Annotated in this window: 14 protein-coding genes; 6 read left to right on the forward strand and 8 right to left on the reverse strand. The window is 68.5% G+C overall.

The annotated features are described in order from the left end of the window. Positions 1 to 18 precede the first annotated feature (18 nt). Positions 19 to 429 carry an arsenate reductase ArsC gene (locus tag SACMADRAFT_RS05590; protein WP_009152811.1) on the forward strand — a complete coding sequence of 137 codons (411 nt, stop codon included), beginning with the start codon at positions 19 to 21 and terminating at the stop codon, positions 427 to 429. 321 nt (positions 430 to 750) lie between these two features. Here the strand turns inward: SACMADRAFT_RS05590 and SACMADRAFT_RS05595 are convergent, their stop codons facing one another. From SACMADRAFT_RS05595 to SACMADRAFT_RS05610, 4 genes are all read right to left on the reverse strand, one after another. Next, positions 751 to 1,488, reverse strand: coding sequence for a class I SAM-dependent methyltransferase (locus SACMADRAFT_RS05595; protein WP_009152812.1), 738 nt, complete (start codon positions 1,486 to 1,488; stop codon positions 751 to 753). Positions 1,489 to 1,914: 426 nt separating this feature from the next. Continuing rightward, a complete protein-coding gene (locus tag SACMADRAFT_RS05600; protein WP_009152813.1) occupies positions 1,915 to 2,181 on the reverse strand; it encodes a WhiB family transcriptional regulator in 267 nt (88 codons plus the stop codon). Positions 2,182 to 2,247: 66 nt separating this feature from the next. After that, positions 2,248 to 3,168, reverse strand: coding sequence for a ribonuclease Z (locus SACMADRAFT_RS05605; protein WP_009152814.1), 921 nt, complete (start codon positions 3,166 to 3,168; stop codon positions 2,248 to 2,250). A gap of 38 nt (positions 3,169 to 3,206) precedes the next feature. After that, positions 3,207 to 3,626, reverse strand: a complete 420-nt coding sequence (locus SACMADRAFT_RS05610; RefSeq protein WP_009152815.1) for a CBS domain-containing protein — start codon at positions 3,624 to 3,626, stop codon at positions 3,207 to 3,209. A 150-nt stretch (positions 3,627 to 3,776) separates the two neighbouring features. Between SACMADRAFT_RS05610 and SACMADRAFT_RS05615 the strand changes: the two genes are divergently transcribed. The 5 genes from SACMADRAFT_RS05615 (at position 3,777) to SACMADRAFT_RS05630 (ending at position 10,718) form a co-directional block, all read left to right on the forward strand. After that, positions 3,777 to 4,808 (forward strand): DNA polymerase IV, encoded by a 1,032-nt coding sequence (locus tag SACMADRAFT_RS05615; protein ID WP_009152816.1) that lies wholly within the window; start codon positions 3,777 to 3,779, stop codon positions 4,806 to 4,808. 133 nt (positions 4,809 to 4,941) lie between these two features. Beyond that, positions 4,942 to 7,026, forward strand: a complete 2,085-nt coding sequence (locus SACMADRAFT_RS05620) for a DNA gyrase/topoisomerase IV subunit B (RefSeq protein ID WP_009152817.1) — start codon at positions 4,942 to 4,944, stop codon at positions 7,024 to 7,026. Between the two features lie 22 nt (positions 7,027 to 7,048). Further along, positions 7,049 to 9,532: a DNA gyrase/topoisomerase IV subunit A gene (locus tag SACMADRAFT_RS05625; protein WP_009152818.1), complete on the forward strand. Its 2,484-nt coding sequence runs from the start codon at positions 7,049 to 7,051 to the stop codon at positions 9,530 to 9,532. A 248-nt stretch (positions 9,533 to 9,780) separates the two neighbouring features. Next, positions 9,781 to 9,924, forward strand: coding sequence for a hypothetical protein (locus SACMADRAFT_RS29835; protein ID WP_157617197.1), 144 nt, complete (start codon positions 9,781 to 9,783; stop codon positions 9,922 to 9,924). Continuing rightward, positions 9,921 to 10,718, forward strand: a complete 798-nt coding sequence (locus SACMADRAFT_RS05630; protein WP_009152819.1) for a carboxymuconolactone decarboxylase family protein — start codon at positions 9,921 to 9,923, stop codon at positions 10,716 to 10,718. Before SACMADRAFT_RS29835 ends, SACMADRAFT_RS05630 begins: the two co-directional genes overlap by 4 nt. A gap of 234 nt (positions 10,719 to 10,952) precedes the next feature. Here the strand turns inward: SACMADRAFT_RS05630 and SACMADRAFT_RS05635 are convergent, their stop codons facing one another. The 4 genes from SACMADRAFT_RS05635 to SACMADRAFT_RS05650 all read right to left on the reverse strand — a co-directional run bounded on the left by SACMADRAFT_RS05635 (position 10,953) and on the right by SACMADRAFT_RS05650 (position 14,571). Then, the gene (locus SACMADRAFT_RS05635; RefSeq protein WP_009152820.1) at positions 10,953 to 11,894 is read right to left on the reverse strand and encodes a pseudouridine synthase; all 942 of its coding nucleotides are present in this window, start codon (positions 11,892 to 11,894) and stop codon (positions 10,953 to 10,955) included. Positions 11,895 to 11,988: 94 nt separating this feature from the next. Beyond that, a complete protein-coding gene (locus SACMADRAFT_RS05640; RefSeq protein ID WP_198285932.1) occupies positions 11,989 to 12,591 on the reverse strand; it encodes a TetR/AcrR family transcriptional regulator C-terminal domain-containing protein in 603 nt (200 codons plus the stop codon). A gap of 154 nt (positions 12,592 to 12,745) precedes the next feature. Further along, positions 12,746 to 13,420, reverse strand: a complete 675-nt coding sequence (locus SACMADRAFT_RS05645; RefSeq protein ID WP_009152822.1) for a response regulator — start codon at positions 13,418 to 13,420, stop codon at positions 12,746 to 12,748. After that, positions 13,417 to 14,571, reverse strand: coding sequence for a sensor histidine kinase (locus SACMADRAFT_RS05650; protein WP_009152823.1), 1,155 nt, complete (start codon positions 14,569 to 14,571; stop codon positions 13,417 to 13,419). The genes SACMADRAFT_RS05645 and SACMADRAFT_RS05650 overlap by 4 nt, the downstream gene beginning before the upstream one ends. Positions 14,572 to 14,717 lie beyond the last annotated feature (146 nt).

Genomic DNA, 14,717 nt, shown 5'->3' on the forward strand with positions numbered 1-14,717 from the left:
ACCCGGAAGGAGACCCCCGTGAGCAAACGTCCAGAGGTGCTGTTCGTCTGCGTCCACAACGCGGGCCGCTCGCAGTTGGCCGCCGCGCTGCTGCAGCACTATGCCCTTGGCCGCGTCACCGTTTCCTCCGCGGGTTCGCAGCCCGCGGAGAAGGTCAACCCGGCCGCCGCCGCCGCGCTGGCGGAGTGGGGACTGGACATCACCGCGCAGGTGCCCACGAAGCTGTTGACAGCCGATGTCGAGGCGGCCGACGTGGTGATCACGATGGGCTGCGGCGACACCTGCCCGGTCTTTCCGGGAAAGCGCTACCTGGACTGGCAACTCGACGACCCGGCGGGCCTCGGAATCGAGGCGGTTCGGCCCATCCGGGACGAGATCGACCGCAGGGTCCGCAGGCTGCTCGGCGAACTGCTCGACGAGCAGGACTGACCGGTCCCCGCCGCCAGCCGTGGTCGCGGTGCACAAGGTGTGACGGTCTGCTCGTTTCCGCCGCGAGGGGTTTGCCCCGCCGAAATGCTCTGCGGTGCCGGAAAGGCCGGTTCACTCCGCGACGGGGATCGACATGAGGTGGTTTGGACGCCTGGTGCGGCCACCGCGGCCGCGGGCACTACCGGGAACCGGGAACCTGGTACAGCGGTGACCTCAGCAGCTGAGCGGTGTTTCGTGGCGCGTGCCCACGCGCCACGAAACACCGTTCCGACTTGTCGGCCGAGTTTCGCCCCACGGCCGGGAGGCCGCGCCCGCACCGGCTCAGTCTTGCGGCTTTCGCGCCACGCACAGGATCGACTGCCCGAACGGCACGCGGACCAGCTTCTCGATGCGCTTGGTCACCGGCACGACCATGCGGTCGTACACCGACACCAGCTTGCGGTTGGGCGCGCTGGCGCCGCCCTTGCGCACCGCGGCCCACCAGGCGAAGGCGCCGAGGAAGTTCACAGGACGAGCCACGACCACCTCCAGGTCCGCCCGGCGCACCGCGTCGCTGATCGTGTCCGGGCTGTAGCGGCGGAAGTGCCCGACGATCCGGTCGAACTCCCCGTAGAGCTGCTGGTAGCCGGGTACGAACAGGATGATGTTGCCGCCTGCCGTCAACGAGCGGGAAAGGCCGCGAAGCGCGCCCGCGTCGTCCTCGATGTGCTCGAGCACGTTGATGGCGAGCAACGTCTCCACAGGCGGTGTCAGTGTCGTCTGACCGTCGATGTCGAACTGTTGCACCTCGACCTCGGGCCGGTCGGCGAACCGGGTCTTCATGCTCTGCACGGCTTCGGGGTCCACGTCGGTGACGACGTAGCGATCCCTGTCGGTGAAGCCGTCGGCGAACTCGCCCAGCCCCGCGCCCACTTCCAGCACCGATCGGCCGCAGTACGGGCGGATCAGTTCGCGCTGGTACTCCAGATACCGCGGCTTGCCGTGATCGCTTTCCAGGCTGCGGCCGGTGGCCGCGTTGAACGCACCCTGGCCCTGGTCGTCGTGCTGCACGTCGGTCACGCCGTCTCCCGTTGCTTATCGTTCCCGTGCGCCGTGGGCAGGAGTGACGAGACCGTTCGGCATCGGCAACACCGGCCCCAGCGAACAAGGGGCGATTCAGATGTGTTGTCGCGTCGTTGCATAGTCGTGATTTCGATCGCCGCGCACCATACCTGGCGCTGCCCGGTGTTGGCGAGTGCCCCCTGCTGTGGCCCGTCCCGCAGGGCACGGACGTGACGAGGGGCCCCGCCGACCGTGGTCGGCGGGGCCCCTCGTGTTGGGCTGATACGCAATGTCGCCTCTCGGCGAAAGGCGCGACGCGGCTCCAGCCGAACGGTATTCCGCGAAGGCGAAAAGGGATGCGGCCCGGGGGACAGGGTGCGTATCGCCATCCTGTTCAACACCGGCGTCGTCGCCGATGTTCCCGGCGACGGCGCCGGGAATTGCTCAGGCCGCTTTCGGCTTGCCCACCCGTCGCCGGTGCTCGCGCGTGAGTTCTCTGCGCTCTCGCTCTGTCATACCGCCGAAGATGCCGTAGTCGAGGCCGTTCTCCAGCGCGTATTCCAGGCAACGGGCGCGGACCGGACAGCGCGCGCACACCGCCTTCGCGCGTTCGGTCTGCACCGCCGCGGGTCCCACATCGGACACCGGAAAAAACAGTTCCGGGTCCTCGTCACGGCAGGCGGCACGGTGCCGCCAGTCGTACTTGTCCAAGGCGTGCCGCCTCCTTCCTGGCAACCAGATCAGGTAACCGAAAAATCAACGCACGCCCGGCCATGGCTATTCCGGTCGGGTGTGTTTCGGAACCGCGATCCTCATCAGATCACGCGCCGCCACCACGTCGCCACCGAATACTTCGGCCGCCTCGTCGCGAAACAGGGTCGGGTCCTGGTAGCGCTGCGAGAAGTGGGTGAGCACCAGCCTGCGCACGCCGCACTCCACCGCGACCCTGGCGGCCTGTTTCGCCGTCAGGTGACCGTATTCGCGCGCCAGGTCCGCGTCGCGTTCCAGAAAGGTCGACTCGATCACCAGTAGGTCGGCGTCCTCCGCGAGTGCGAACACCGCGTCGCAGAGCCGGGTGTCCATCACGAAGGCGGCCTTCTGCCCCCTGCGCACGGCGCTGACCTCGGAAAGCGTCACCGTTCGCTCACCGACCCGCACGCTGCCCTGCCTGCTGAGCGTTCCCACGTCCGGCCCGCTGACGCCGTGGCGCTCCAGCAGTGCGGGCACCATGTTGTGGCCGTCCGGCTCCACCAGACGGTAGCCGAACGCCTCCACACGGTGTTCGAGCCTGCGGGCTTCCAACCTGCCGAACGCGCCGGTCGCCAGGATTCCGTCGCCGTGCACCGGCTCCTGGAGCAGTTCGGTCGTCTCGTGGAAAAGGCTGGCGTGCCGAAGCCGCTCGAAGAACTCGGTTCCCGAGGCCGGGAAATGGGCGTGCACGCGCGCGACCTGATCCAGCGAGAGCCGCTGCACGATTCCGGGCAGCCCGAGGCAGTGGTCGCCGTGGAAATGCGTGATGCAGATCCGCGTGATCGCGCTCACCGAGGACCCGGCGAAGGCCAGCTGCCGCTGGGTGCCTTCGCCGGGATCGAAAAGGAAGCCCTCGGCGTCCCAGCGCAGCAGGTACCCGTTGTGGTTTCGGGCTCTGCTGGGGACCTGACTGCCGGTACCCAGCACGAGAAGTTCTCGGATCGACACGTCGCCGACTCTAGGACCGTGCCGGGTACCGGGCCCGGTCAGCGGTTACCGGCCGCGGCGCTGATGTCGCCGAGCGCAGACCTCGGGTCCTTCTCCATCGCCGCGTCGCCGATCGAGAAGATCCCCACCGGTCGGCCGTCCTCGACGACAGGGACTCGCCGCACGGCGTGTTCGCGCATCCTGGCGATGGCGTTGTCGACGTCCTCGTTCGGTGTGGCCGTCACCAGCCGCTCGCTGCACACCTCGCCGATACGGACCGTGGAAAGGTCGTCGCGGTCGGCGAGAGCGCGCACGACGATGTCGCGGTCGGTGGCGATGCCACGCAGCTCGCCGTTGTCGACGACCAGCACGTCACCGATGTCGTTGTCGCGCATCTCGCGTGCGGCATCGCGCACCGGTGTGTCGCTGGGCATCGTCACCGGCTCCGCCGTCATGACCTCGCGTACCAGCTGAGCCATCTCGCTCACTCCTGTCGTTCGCTCGTCGTTCCTTCCTGCACGAACGGGGTACCCCGACAGCTCGCGGCCCTATTCCTCTTCTCCACCGACCCCGGCGTCGACAACTGGCCGCGCCGGGCGATCGCGGCGCATACTGCACAGGTGTCCGCTGTGTCCATAACGGACTGGGTACTGCACGTGGATCTCGACCAGTTCATCGCGGCGGTCGAGATCGCGAGGCACCCGGAGCTGAGGGGCAAACCCGTGATCGTCGGCGGCACGGGTGAGACCAAGCGGCGCGCCGTGGTCGCCACCGCCTCCTACGAGGCTCGGGAGTTCGGCGTCCACTCGGGCATGCCGCTGCGCACGGCGCAGAAGCGGTGCCCCGACGCGGTGTTCCTGCCCTCCGACCCGCCCGCGTACCAGGAGGTGTCCGAGCGGGTCATGGCGGTGCTCCGCCGGTTTCCGGTCGTGGTCGAGGTGCTGGGCTGGGACGAGGCGTTTCTCGGTGCGCGGACCGAAGACCCCGAGGCGCTGGCGGAATCGGTGCGAAGTGCCGTGGCCGAGGAGACCGGCCTGGCGTGCTCGGTGGGGATCGGCGACAACAAGCACCGCGCCAAGCTCGCCACCGGCTTCGCCAAGCCCGCGGGTACCTACCGGCTGACCAGGAACAACTGGACATCGGTGATGGCACACCGATCGCCGGACGCGCTGTGGGGCGTCGGCACGAAGACCACGGCCAAGCTCGCCGAGTTGGGCATCACCACGGTGGGCGCGCTCGCCGCCGCCGATCCGGCCGAGCTGGCGGCACGATTCGGCCCCACCATGGGGCCCTACCTGCGCGCGCTGGCGCACGGAGCGGGTGATCGCGAGGTGACCGCCACCGGGCATGTGCCGCGCTCGCGCAGCAGGGAAACGACGTTCCAGGAAGACATCAGCGATCGCGCGAAACTGTGTGAACACCTGTCGGTGCTGGCCCGCCGAGTCGCCCAGGACGCGGAGCTGGAAGGCAGGCCCGCTGCGCGCGTGGCGGTAAAGGTCCGCTTCGCGCCGTTCATCACCACGACACGCAGCGTGACGTTGCCGGAACCCACCAACGACGGCGTGACGATCGAGCGTGCCGCGATGGAGGTGTTCGACCGCTTCCGGTTGGATCGACCCGTCCGGCTGCTTGGAGTGAGAGCCGAGTTCGGCAAGCCGTGAATCCGATCACAACCCACCCGCGCGTCGCGCGGACGGCGGGCGTCGAAATGTCAGGTGAGCCCTATACCCTGCATTACGCTGGTTGGTTGGCCGCTGTAACCGCGCGCCACGCGCCAGCGCCACCACTGGGCAGATGACGATTCTGGGAGCGAGCGACCCTGTGACTGCTTCGGCCGAGACCCTCTACGGGGCCGACGACCTGACCCACCTCGAGGGGCTGGAAGCGGTCCGGAAGCGACCCGGCATGTACATCGGGTCCACCGACAGCCGCGGCGTCAACCACCTCTTCACCGAGATCGTGGACAACTCCACCGACGAAGGGGTCGCGGGTTACGCCAGCCGAGTTGTGGTGACCTTGCACGCCGACGGCAGCGTGGAGGTCGAGGACGACGGCAGGGGCATCCCCACCGGCGTGCACGGCAAGTCGGGCCTTTCCGGTGTCGAACTGGTGCTGACTCGGCTGCACGCGGGCGGCAAGTTCGGAGGTTCCGGCTACAAGACGTCCGGCGGCCTGCACGGCGTCGGAGCATCCGCGGTGAACGCGTTGTCGCTGCGCTTCGACGTGACGGTCAAGCAGGGCGGCAAGGTGCACGAGATGTCGTTCGCGCGCGGGGTGCCCGGTGTCTTCGACGGGCCGGGGCCGAAGGCGCGTTTCACGCGGCAGTCCGGCCTGCGGCTGGTGCGCAAGATGAAGCGTGGCGAGTCCACCGGTACCACCATCCGATACTGGCACGACGCCCGGTACTTCGAATCGGGCGCGACGCTGGATCTGGAAACGGTGCGCACGAAACTGCGGCACACCGCGTTTCTCGTGCCCGGTCTGACATACGTGTTGCGCACCGCCACCGACGCCACCATCAACGAGGAAACGTTCCACTTCCCCAACGGGCTCGCCGACATGGTGGAGTTCCTCGCACCCGCCGCGGACAAGCCCGTCTCGGGCATCCTGCTGATGAACGGTGAGGGCACCTACAAGGAGAACGCCGCCGACGAGAACGGCGTCATGAAGTCCAATGTAGAGCGCAAGGCCGAGGTTGAGGTGGCGTTGCGCTGGGGGACCGGCTACGAGCGCACGGTGGAGTGCTTCACCAACACGATTCGAAACGTGCACGGCGGTACGCACCGCAAGGGATTCGAGCGAGCGCTGGTGCGGTCGGTGCACGACGCGATCTCCAAGACGCGCGGACTGCTCAAGCCCAAGGAGGACCCGCCGACTCTCGACGACATCTGTGAGGGCATGACCGCGGTCATCCACGTGCGGATTCCCGAGCCGCAGTTCACCTCGCAGACCAAGGACGAGCTGTCAACCGCGGGGATCACCAAGGTGATTCAGGGAATCGTCGAGAAGAACGTCAAGGCGTGGACGGAGCACCGCAGGAGCAAGTCCGAGGCCAAGACGGTGCTGCAGAAGATCGTCGACGCCTCGCGGGTCCGCATCGCGCAGAAGCAGCAGAAGGACGCCGCGCGACGCAAGACCGCGCTCGAGGGCGCGGCCATGCCGCCCAAACTGGTGGACTGCCGCACCACGGGGGTGGCGCGCAGTGAACTCTTCCTCGTGGAGGGCGACAGCGCGCTCGGCTCTGCGCGGATGGCGAGGGTATCGGAGTACCAGGCGCTGCTCCCGCTGCGCGGCAAGATCCTCAACGTGCAGAAGGCCGGGCTCGGTGACGCGCTGAAGAACGCGGAGATCGCCTCGATCGTGCAGGTGCTGGGTGCGGGCACCGGTCGCACCTTCGACACTTCGACGATGCGCTACGGCAGGGTGATCCTGATGGCGGACGCCGATGTGGACGGCTCCCACATCCGGACCCTGCTGATCACTCTCTTCGCCAGGTACATGCGTCCCGTGATCGAAGAGGGCAGGCTCTATACCGCGATGCCGCCGCTGCACAAGATCGTGACCAAGGGGCGCAACCAGCAGACCTTCTACACCTTCACCGAGCGGGAGATGGAGACCAAGGTCGCCCAACTGGAAAAGGCGGGCAAGCAGGTGGTCAAGCCGGTCCCGCGGTTCAAGGGCCTCGGCGAGATGGACGCCGACGAGTTGTGGGAGACCACGATGAACCCGGCCACCAGGGCCGTCCGCCGGATCACCCTCGACGACGTCGAGGCCGCCGAGGCGGCACTGGAACTGCTCATGGGCGAGAAGGTGGAGCCGAGACGCAACTGGCTCGTGGCCTCCGCCGAGCGGGTTGACCAGGCCGCCATCGACATCTGACAAGCACGGGAGCACACACACCATGGCACGGCGCAAGACCACGATGACCAGGGTCGATCCGTCCGCGTTCGACCAGGCGGGCGCGCGGGTCTTCGACAACTCGGTCCAGACCGAGATCGAGAACTCCTACCTGGAGTACGCGTACTCGGTCATCCACTCGCGGGCTCTGCCGGACGCGCGGGACGGGCTGAAGCCGGTGCACCGTCGGATCCTGTTCTCGATGCACGAGAACGGGTACCGGCCCAACCACGCCTACGTGAAGTCGTCACGTGTGGTCGGTGACGTGATGGGCCGCTACCACCCGCACAGCGACAGTGCCATCTACGACGCGATGGTTCGGCTCGCGCAGGACTTCTCGATGAACGTGCCGCTCGTGGACGGGCATGGGAACTTCGGCAGCCCCGACGACGGACCCGCGGCGTCGAGGTACACCGAGGCACGAATGTCGCCGGAGGCGATGCTGCTCGTCGGTGAACTCGGCGAGGACAGCGTGGAGTTCCGGCCCAACTACGACGGTTCACTGGCCGAACCCCAGGTGCTGCCGGCGGCGTTTCCGAACCTCCTGGTGAACGGTACGTCGGGGATCGCGGTCGGGATGGCGACCAACATGATCCCGCACAACCTCGGTGAGGTGATCGCGGCGGCACGCTGGCTCATCAACCACCCGGGCGCCTCGCTGGACAAACTCATGGAGTTCGTCCCCGGCCCTGACCTTCCCACCGGCGGCCAGTTGCTCGGTCTCGACGAGGTCCGCAGGGCGTACGAGACCGGGCGGGGTGTCGTCCGGATGCGCGCGAAGGTGCAGACCGGCCCCATCGAGGGCAGCCGCAGGCAGGGCATCACGGTCACCGAACTGCCCTACGGCGTCGGGCCGGAGAAGGTGATCGAGCGCATCACCGACGAGGTCAACAAGTCCAAGCGGCTGACGGGCATCGCCGACGTGAAGGACCTCACCGACCGTGAGAACGGCACCCGGCTGGTGATCGAGTGCAAGGTCGGGGTCAACCCGCAGGCGCTGCTCGCCGACCTGTACCGGCTGACGCCGCTGGAGCAGTCGTTCGGGATCAACAACCTCGTGCTCGTCGACGGACAGCCCCAGACGCTGGGCCTCAAACAGTTGCTCGAGGTCTTTCTCGCTCACCGCTACGAGGTGGTCACGCGCAGGACCAGGTACCGCCGCCGCAAGCGCGAGGAGCGGTTGCACCTGGTCGAGGGCCTGCTCAAGGCGCTGCTCGACATCGACAAGGTCATCCGGCTCATCCGAGGCAGCGACAACGCGCAGGCCGCCAAGGAAGGCCTGATGAAGCGCTTCAAACTGTCGGAGATCCAGGCCACCTACATCCTGGACACGCCGCTTCGCAGGCTCACCAAGTACGACAAGCTCGAACTGGAGGAGGAGCAGGAGCGGCTCCGCCAGGAGATCGCCGAGCTCACCACGATCCTCGAGGACGACACGGTGCTGAAGAAGGTGGTGTCGAAGGAACTGGCGAAGGTCGCGAAGGACTTCCCGACCGAGCGGCGCACCGCGCTCATCGACGGCGACCTCAAGGAGGTGCTCGCGGCCTCCAAGCCCGCCGGGCCGCTCGAGGTCGCCGACGATCCGTGCCAGGTGATCCTGTCGGCCACCGGGCTGGTGGCGAGGACCGCGGCCGAGTCCGAGGAGGTCACCGAAGGTAGGCGCCGCAGTGGGCGCGCCAGGCACGACGCGGTCGCCGCCGTGGTGCACACGACAGCTCGCGGCCAGGTCCTGCTGGTCACCAGTAAGGGCAGGGCGTTCAAGACCGAGGTGCTGCCGCTGCCGGTCTTGCCGGAGCAGGCCGGCACCGTTTCGCTGCGCGGTGGCGTGGCCGCGCGGGAACTCGTCCCCCTGGACAAGGGGGAACGGGTCGTCGGGCTGGCGCCGCTCGGCGAGCAGGCCGAGTCGTCGCCAGGCCTTGCGCTGGGCACGCGGCGCGGTGTTGTGAAGGTGTGTGCCCCGGAGTGGCCGGTCCGCGCCGACGAGTTCGACGTGATCACCCTGAAGGACGGCGACGAGGTGGTGGGCGCCACGTGGCTGACCGACGGCCAGGAGACGCTGGCGTTCGTGTCGTCGCAGGCTTCGCTGCTGCGATACGCTGCCTCGCTGGTGCGCCCGCAGGGCCTGCGAAGCGGCGGTGTGGCGGGGATGAACCTGCCCGCCGACGCGGAGGCGGTGTTCTTCGGCGCGGTACGCACCGACGATGCCGAGCACGGTGAGCCGATGGTGGTGACGGCGACCGGTTCGAGCGTGAAGGTGACCCCGCTGGCGGAGTACCCGGCCAAGGGACGCGCGACCGGTGGGGTGCGGGCACAGCGGTTCCTCAAGGGCGAGACGGGGCTTACCGTGGCGTGGATCGGGCCTCGGCCCGCAGGCGCGATGAAGAACGGTGACCCGGTCGAACTCCCGGAGGTGGACAACCGAAGGGACGGCTCCGGCTCCGCGCACCCGGGCCCGGACGTGGTCGGCCACCTCATCGAGCGCGGCTGACCCCCGTCGGCGAGTCCCCCGTTCCCGTCGGCGAGTTCTGCGCTCCTGATGGCGAGTTCTGCGCTCCGGTTTGCGGGGGCTGCCCACGCGCACCGGAAGTAGTGCGGGACTCACAGAGTTCGCGTGGGAGGCCGGGTCCAGGCGCGCGGTGCGTTGCCGGTGTCGACGAACTGGTAACCGGCCGACCGCTCGGGGGAACGCATCGAGGAGTTTCATCTCGACGGTTCACAATGTGACTGGCAGCCCGAATGGACGAGATCGCGGTCGTCGGCCGCCAGACTCCACAGGAGCCGCTGGGTGAGGGGCGGCGCGCCGGGCAGCTACCCGGGCTTCGCGACGTCGAGCCGCCGACCTTGAGCAGCCGAGATCCACGAGGAGCGCTGGGCAAATGACCGAACAACAAACGGGCGACCGATACAGCCGAGGCCTGGACATCCTGCGGAGAGTTGCCGGGGTCGACCGGCCTGCCGTGCTGGACAGCCTGGCCGACATCTGTCCCGATCTGGGTAGGTACACCGTCGAGTTCCCGTACGGGGACGTCTACGCGCGACCGGCGCTCACGCTGCGGCAACGCCAGTTGACGACCGTGGCGGCGCTGACCGCGCTCGGGCATGCGACGCCGCAGTTGCGGTTCCACATCGACGGCGCGCTCAACGTGGGGTGCAACAGGCGCGAGATCGTCGAGACGATCGTTCATGTGGTGGTCTACGCGGGCTTTCCGGCCGCGCTCAACGCGATGACCGTAGCCAAGGAGGTGTTCTCGCAGCGGGCCGACGGTTCAGGCGACGACCTCGGTGGACAGCCGCAGGACGCGCGGGAGAGCCGCTACGAGCGAGGTTGGAAGGCGCTCAGCCAGATCGACGGGGAGGCGGGTCACGCTGTTCTGGCCGGCCTGCGCGACATCGCACCGGATCTGGGCCACTACATCATCGAGTTCTCCTTCGGCGACATCTACAGCCGCCAAGGGCTCGACCTGAGGACGCGGGAACTGGTCACGATCGCCGCGTGCACGGCTCTGGGCACCGCGCGACCGCAACTCAAGGTGCACACCCATGGGTTGCTCAACGTGGGCGGCACCAGGGAAGAAGTGGTGGAGGCCATTCTCCAGATGGCGGTGTACGCGGGCTTTCCCGCCGCTCTCAACGGTATGGCCGCGGCACGGGAAGTGTTCGCCGAACGTGACTAACGGACCGTTCGCCGCACGATCATGGAGTTGCCGTCGCCGACTTCGTGGCAGGTGGACGTGGCACGCGACCCACGCCCGGTGACCGGGGTCTGCCGGACCGCGCCTTGCCGCGTCGGTGCCGCAGGACTCGCTGACGGGAACGGGGGACTCGCGGGCGGGAGCGCAGGACTCGCGGGCGGGAGCGGGGGACTCGCGGGCGGGAGCGGGGGACTCGCGGACGGGCGGGCGGGCGGGTCAGGGTGAGGTGGGTTCGGCGGCCCACCCGGCGTAGTCGTCCCACGCTTGTAGCGTCGCTCGGCTTTCGAACCGGCGGGGTAGGCCCGAGACCGGGTCGGTGAACTCGAGCACCTTGGCGAGCAACTGCAGCGGGCGGGTGAAGTCACCAAGAGGGGTTTCGGTCAGCTCCGGGTAGAAGGTGTCGCCGAGGATCGGCAGCCCCAGCGAGTTCATGTGCACCCGTAGCTGGTGTGTCCTTCCGGTCGCGGGCAGCAACCGGTACCGGCCGAGCCCGTCGCGATGCCGCACGAGTTCGATGCGGGTCTCGGCGTTGGGGACACCGGGGACCTCCATCGCCTTGAGTATCCCGCGCTCCTTGACGATGCGGCTGCGCACGGTCCGTGGCAGCTCGACGGCGGGGTCGTACGGTGCGATGGCCTCGTACTCCTTGCGGACGGCCCGATCACGGAACAGGTTCTGGTACGGAGCGCGTAGCTGGCTGCGGGTGACGAACATGACCAGGCCGGCGGTACCGCGATCGAGCCGGTGTGCCGGGCTCAACTCAGGCAGCCCGAGGTCGTGGCGTAGCCGCACCAGCGCGGTCTGCAGCACGTGCTGCCCCCGCGGGATGGTGGCCATGAAGTGTGGCTTGTCCACCACGACCAGGTCGTCGTCGCGGTGGACGATACCGATGTCGAACGGCACGGGCACCTCGTAGGGCAGGTCGCGATGGAACCAGATCAGCGCGTTCGGCTGGAACGGGGTGCACGGGGTGATCGGCCCGTCGATTCCGACGATGCGCTCCTGCCGCAGCATCTCGTCGATGCGGTGCGGCTCCAGCCGTGGCAGCCGGTCGACGAGGTGGTCACGCACGGTCGCCCATGGCCCGGTCGAGGGCAGCCGCAGCCGTGCAGCGTCGAGCCCGTGGCGCTGCGGCAGTGGCGACTTCGGACGTCTCATGTCCCGCACTGTAGCCGGGCACGCGCTCGGCCCGCACCGGGTCGTCCGGGTGTGGAGAGCCTCGCGGGAAGTCCTAACGGGACAGAACCGGCCACTACACCGAGTCCTCGCGCCGTGCCCGGCCCTCCATGCCGTCGAGCAGGTAGCCGAGCCCTTCGGTGAAGCTGGCGTCCCAGTCGTGTTCGGTCAGGTAGCCGTGTTCGACGAGCGTGGGGTAACGCTCGCGCTCGGTCCACAGGTAGGCGGCGGCGGAGTCCCGCGCGTTGTCGCCCCGCAGCCTCCACTGCGATTCGGAAAGCGCCGAACCGATCACGTAGTTGGCCAGCCCGTGCACGGCGGTGATCAGTCGTGGACCGAGCAGGCCGGCGCGCAGCACCGCACGGTGCAAGAACTCGGTACGCGCCAACACGTTCGGACCCAGCATGGGTCGCTCCACCATGGTCGCCGACCACGGGTGGCGAACCATGACAGCCCGCCACTGGGTGAGCAGTGCCACCAGGTCGGCGCGCCAGTCCTGGCTCTCTGGTGGAAGCACCACCTCGGCGAAGATCGCGTCCAGCGCGAGATCGAGCACGTCGTCCTTGGTCTGGACATGCCAGTACAGCGTCGTCGGTCCGTGCCGCAGGCGCTGGGCGAGCCTGCGCATGGTCAGCCCGGCGGACCCTTCCTCGTCCAGCAGCGCTACCGCCTCGCTCACGATCCGTTCCCGCGTCAGCGGTGCCTCGCCGCCGCCCCGAGAGGGTCGAGAGCGTAGCGCCACCTCGGGTGGTAATTCGCTGTCGGCCATCACACCAACCTAGTGTGTTCTTCCCGTTTCCGAACAGCTTCACCGAAAGATCCGCCGACACCGGTCACGGCCCGGGTTGGCCGTTGCGGGGCGTGACGAGCCCGGATTCGTAGGCCAGCACCACCAACTGTGCGCGGTCGCGGGCACGCAGCTTCACCATCGCCCTGCTGACGTGGGTCTTCGCCGTCGTAGGGCTGATCACCATGTGTTCGGCGATCTCGTCGTTGGAAAGGCCGCGTGCCACGAGTGAGACGACTTCCCGCTCCCGGTTGGTCAGTACGTCGAGTGCGCCGGCCTGCGAGCCCGCCGGTGGTCTGGACACGAACTCGCTGATCAACCTGCTGGTCACCGACGGGGCCAGCAGCGAGTCGCCCCTCGCCGCCACGCGGACGGCGTGCAGCAGGTCGTCGGGTTCGATGTCCTTGACGAGGAACCCACCCGCCCCGGCCCTGAGTGCGTTGAAGACGTACTCGTCGAAGCCGTAGTTGGTCAGGATCACCACATGCACCCCACCGAGCCGCTCGTCGGCCGCGATGAGTCTGGTCAACTCGATGCCGTCGAGCACGGGCATCTGGATGTCGACGAGTGCGACGTCCGGCAGGGTGGTAGTGACGAGGTCGAATCCGGCTCTGCCGTCGGCGGCCTCGCCGACGACCTCGATGCCGTCCTCGGCGTCGAGCAGCGCGCGGAACCCACCCCTGATCAGCGCCTGGTCGTCCACCAGCACGACCCGGATCACGCGAGCTTTCCTTCCAACGGCAGCGCGGCCTCCACGGTGAACCCGCCGCCGGGGCGAGCACCCGCGCTCAAACGCCCGCCAAGTGCGGTCACGCGTTCGCGCATACCGAGCAGGCCGACGCCCGGCACCGGCGGTTTGCGCGGGTCCGCGGACCCGTTGTCGTCGATTCGAAGGGTCAGTTCCCCTGCCGTGACACCGACCCGCACCGATGCCTCGCCGGAGCCCGCGTGGCGGGCGACGTTGGTGAGTGCTTCCTGCACGATGCGGTAGGCGGCCGTGTCGATGTCGGAGGGCAGCCCTGTCGTGTCGCCGTCGACGGTCACCTTCGCCGTGACGCCCGCGGCGCGGGCCTGCTCGACGAGGGTGGGCAGAGCCAAGAGGCCGTGGGTGCAGGCAGTGCTCTTGTCGCTCTTGTCGTCGCGCAACACCTCAAGCGTCGCCCGCAGTTCCTTGTTCGCCTCCGCGCTGGCGTGCTGTATCGCCAGCAGCGCGTCCGGGACTTCCTCGCCGCGCTTTCTCGCCAGATGGATGGCCACACCCGCCTGCAACTTGACGATCGAGATCTGGTGGGTGAGCGAGTCGTGCAGTTCGCGGGCGATCCGCACGCGTTCCTCCTCCGCGCGGCGGCGAGCCACCTCCTCCCGCGTTCGCAGCGCCTCGGCGGCTCGTTGCTCAGCCTGCCGCAGGTAGGCCCGGCGGTGCCGGGTCACCTCACCCAGCACCAGCGCGGCGAAGAACCAGCCCACCGGCAGGATCGCGTCCTGGATTGCCCCCGCTGTGAACGTGCCTCCCTCGGCGGCGAGGTTGTCCAGCACGGCGAACACCATCAGCGGCACCACGACCGCGATTCCCAGCAGCCGGTGCCCGACGCTGACTGCGGTGTAGATCGCGATGAGCACCGGCACGGCGGCGACCGCGCCCGGATCGACACGGGACAGGTATGCCAGCCCCAGCACCAGGCTCACCAGCAAGACGGTGCGCGGAAAGCGTGCCCGCACGGCGATCACCAGCGAACCGGCTGACAGCAGCGCGTAGTCCAGCGGCGCAGGCCGTGGCTGCCCCAGCAGCGCGTCGGCCAGCACGAGTCCGGTGACGCCCACGGCGAGCGCGGCATCGAGCAGGTCCGCCCGTCGATCCCGGATCGGGTCCATAGCCGAACACTAGCCCGCATCCGGCCGCAGGTCGTTGGTCGAGCGGCGTACTTCCCCCGGCGTAGGGGAAGGGTGGCACTCCCGCAGGGGGGTGTGGTCGAGAAGCCTTCGCCGGTGCGACGCGTGCGGGCCGCCCCGCGAGCAGC

This window comes from Saccharomonospora marina XMU15, assembly GCF_000244955.1.
GTDB classification, from domain to species: Bacteria; Actinomycetota; Actinomycetes; order Mycobacteriales; family Pseudonocardiaceae; genus Saccharomonospora_A; species Saccharomonospora_A marina.

Coding starts and splice junctions, on each gene's coding strand:
- SACMADRAFT_RS05610 (WP_009152815.1), bottom strand. CDS start 3,626: ATGGCTCAGCTGGTACGCGAGGTCATGACGGCGGAGCCGGTGACGATG.
- SACMADRAFT_RS05620 (WP_009152817.1), top strand. CDS start 4,942: ATGACGATTCTGGGAGCGAGCGACCCTGTGACTGCTTCGGCCGAGACC.
- SACMADRAFT_RS05625 (WP_009152818.1), top strand. CDS start 7,049: ATGGCACGGCGCAAGACCACGATGACCAGGGTCGATCCGTCCGCGTTC.
- SACMADRAFT_RS29835 (WP_157617197.1), top strand. CDS start 9,781: ATGGACGAGATCGCGGTCGTCGGCCGCCAGACTCCACAGGAGCCGCTG.
- SACMADRAFT_RS05630 (WP_009152819.1), top strand. CDS start 9,921: ATGACCGAACAACAAACGGGCGACCGATACAGCCGAGGCCTGGACATC.
- SACMADRAFT_RS05635 (WP_009152820.1), bottom strand. CDS start 11,894: ATGAGACGTCCGAAGTCGCCACTGCCGCAGCGCCACGGGCTCGACGCT.
- SACMADRAFT_RS05650 (WP_009152823.1), bottom strand. CDS start 14,571: ATGGACCCGATCCGGGATCGACGGGCGGACCTGCTCGATGCCGCGCTC.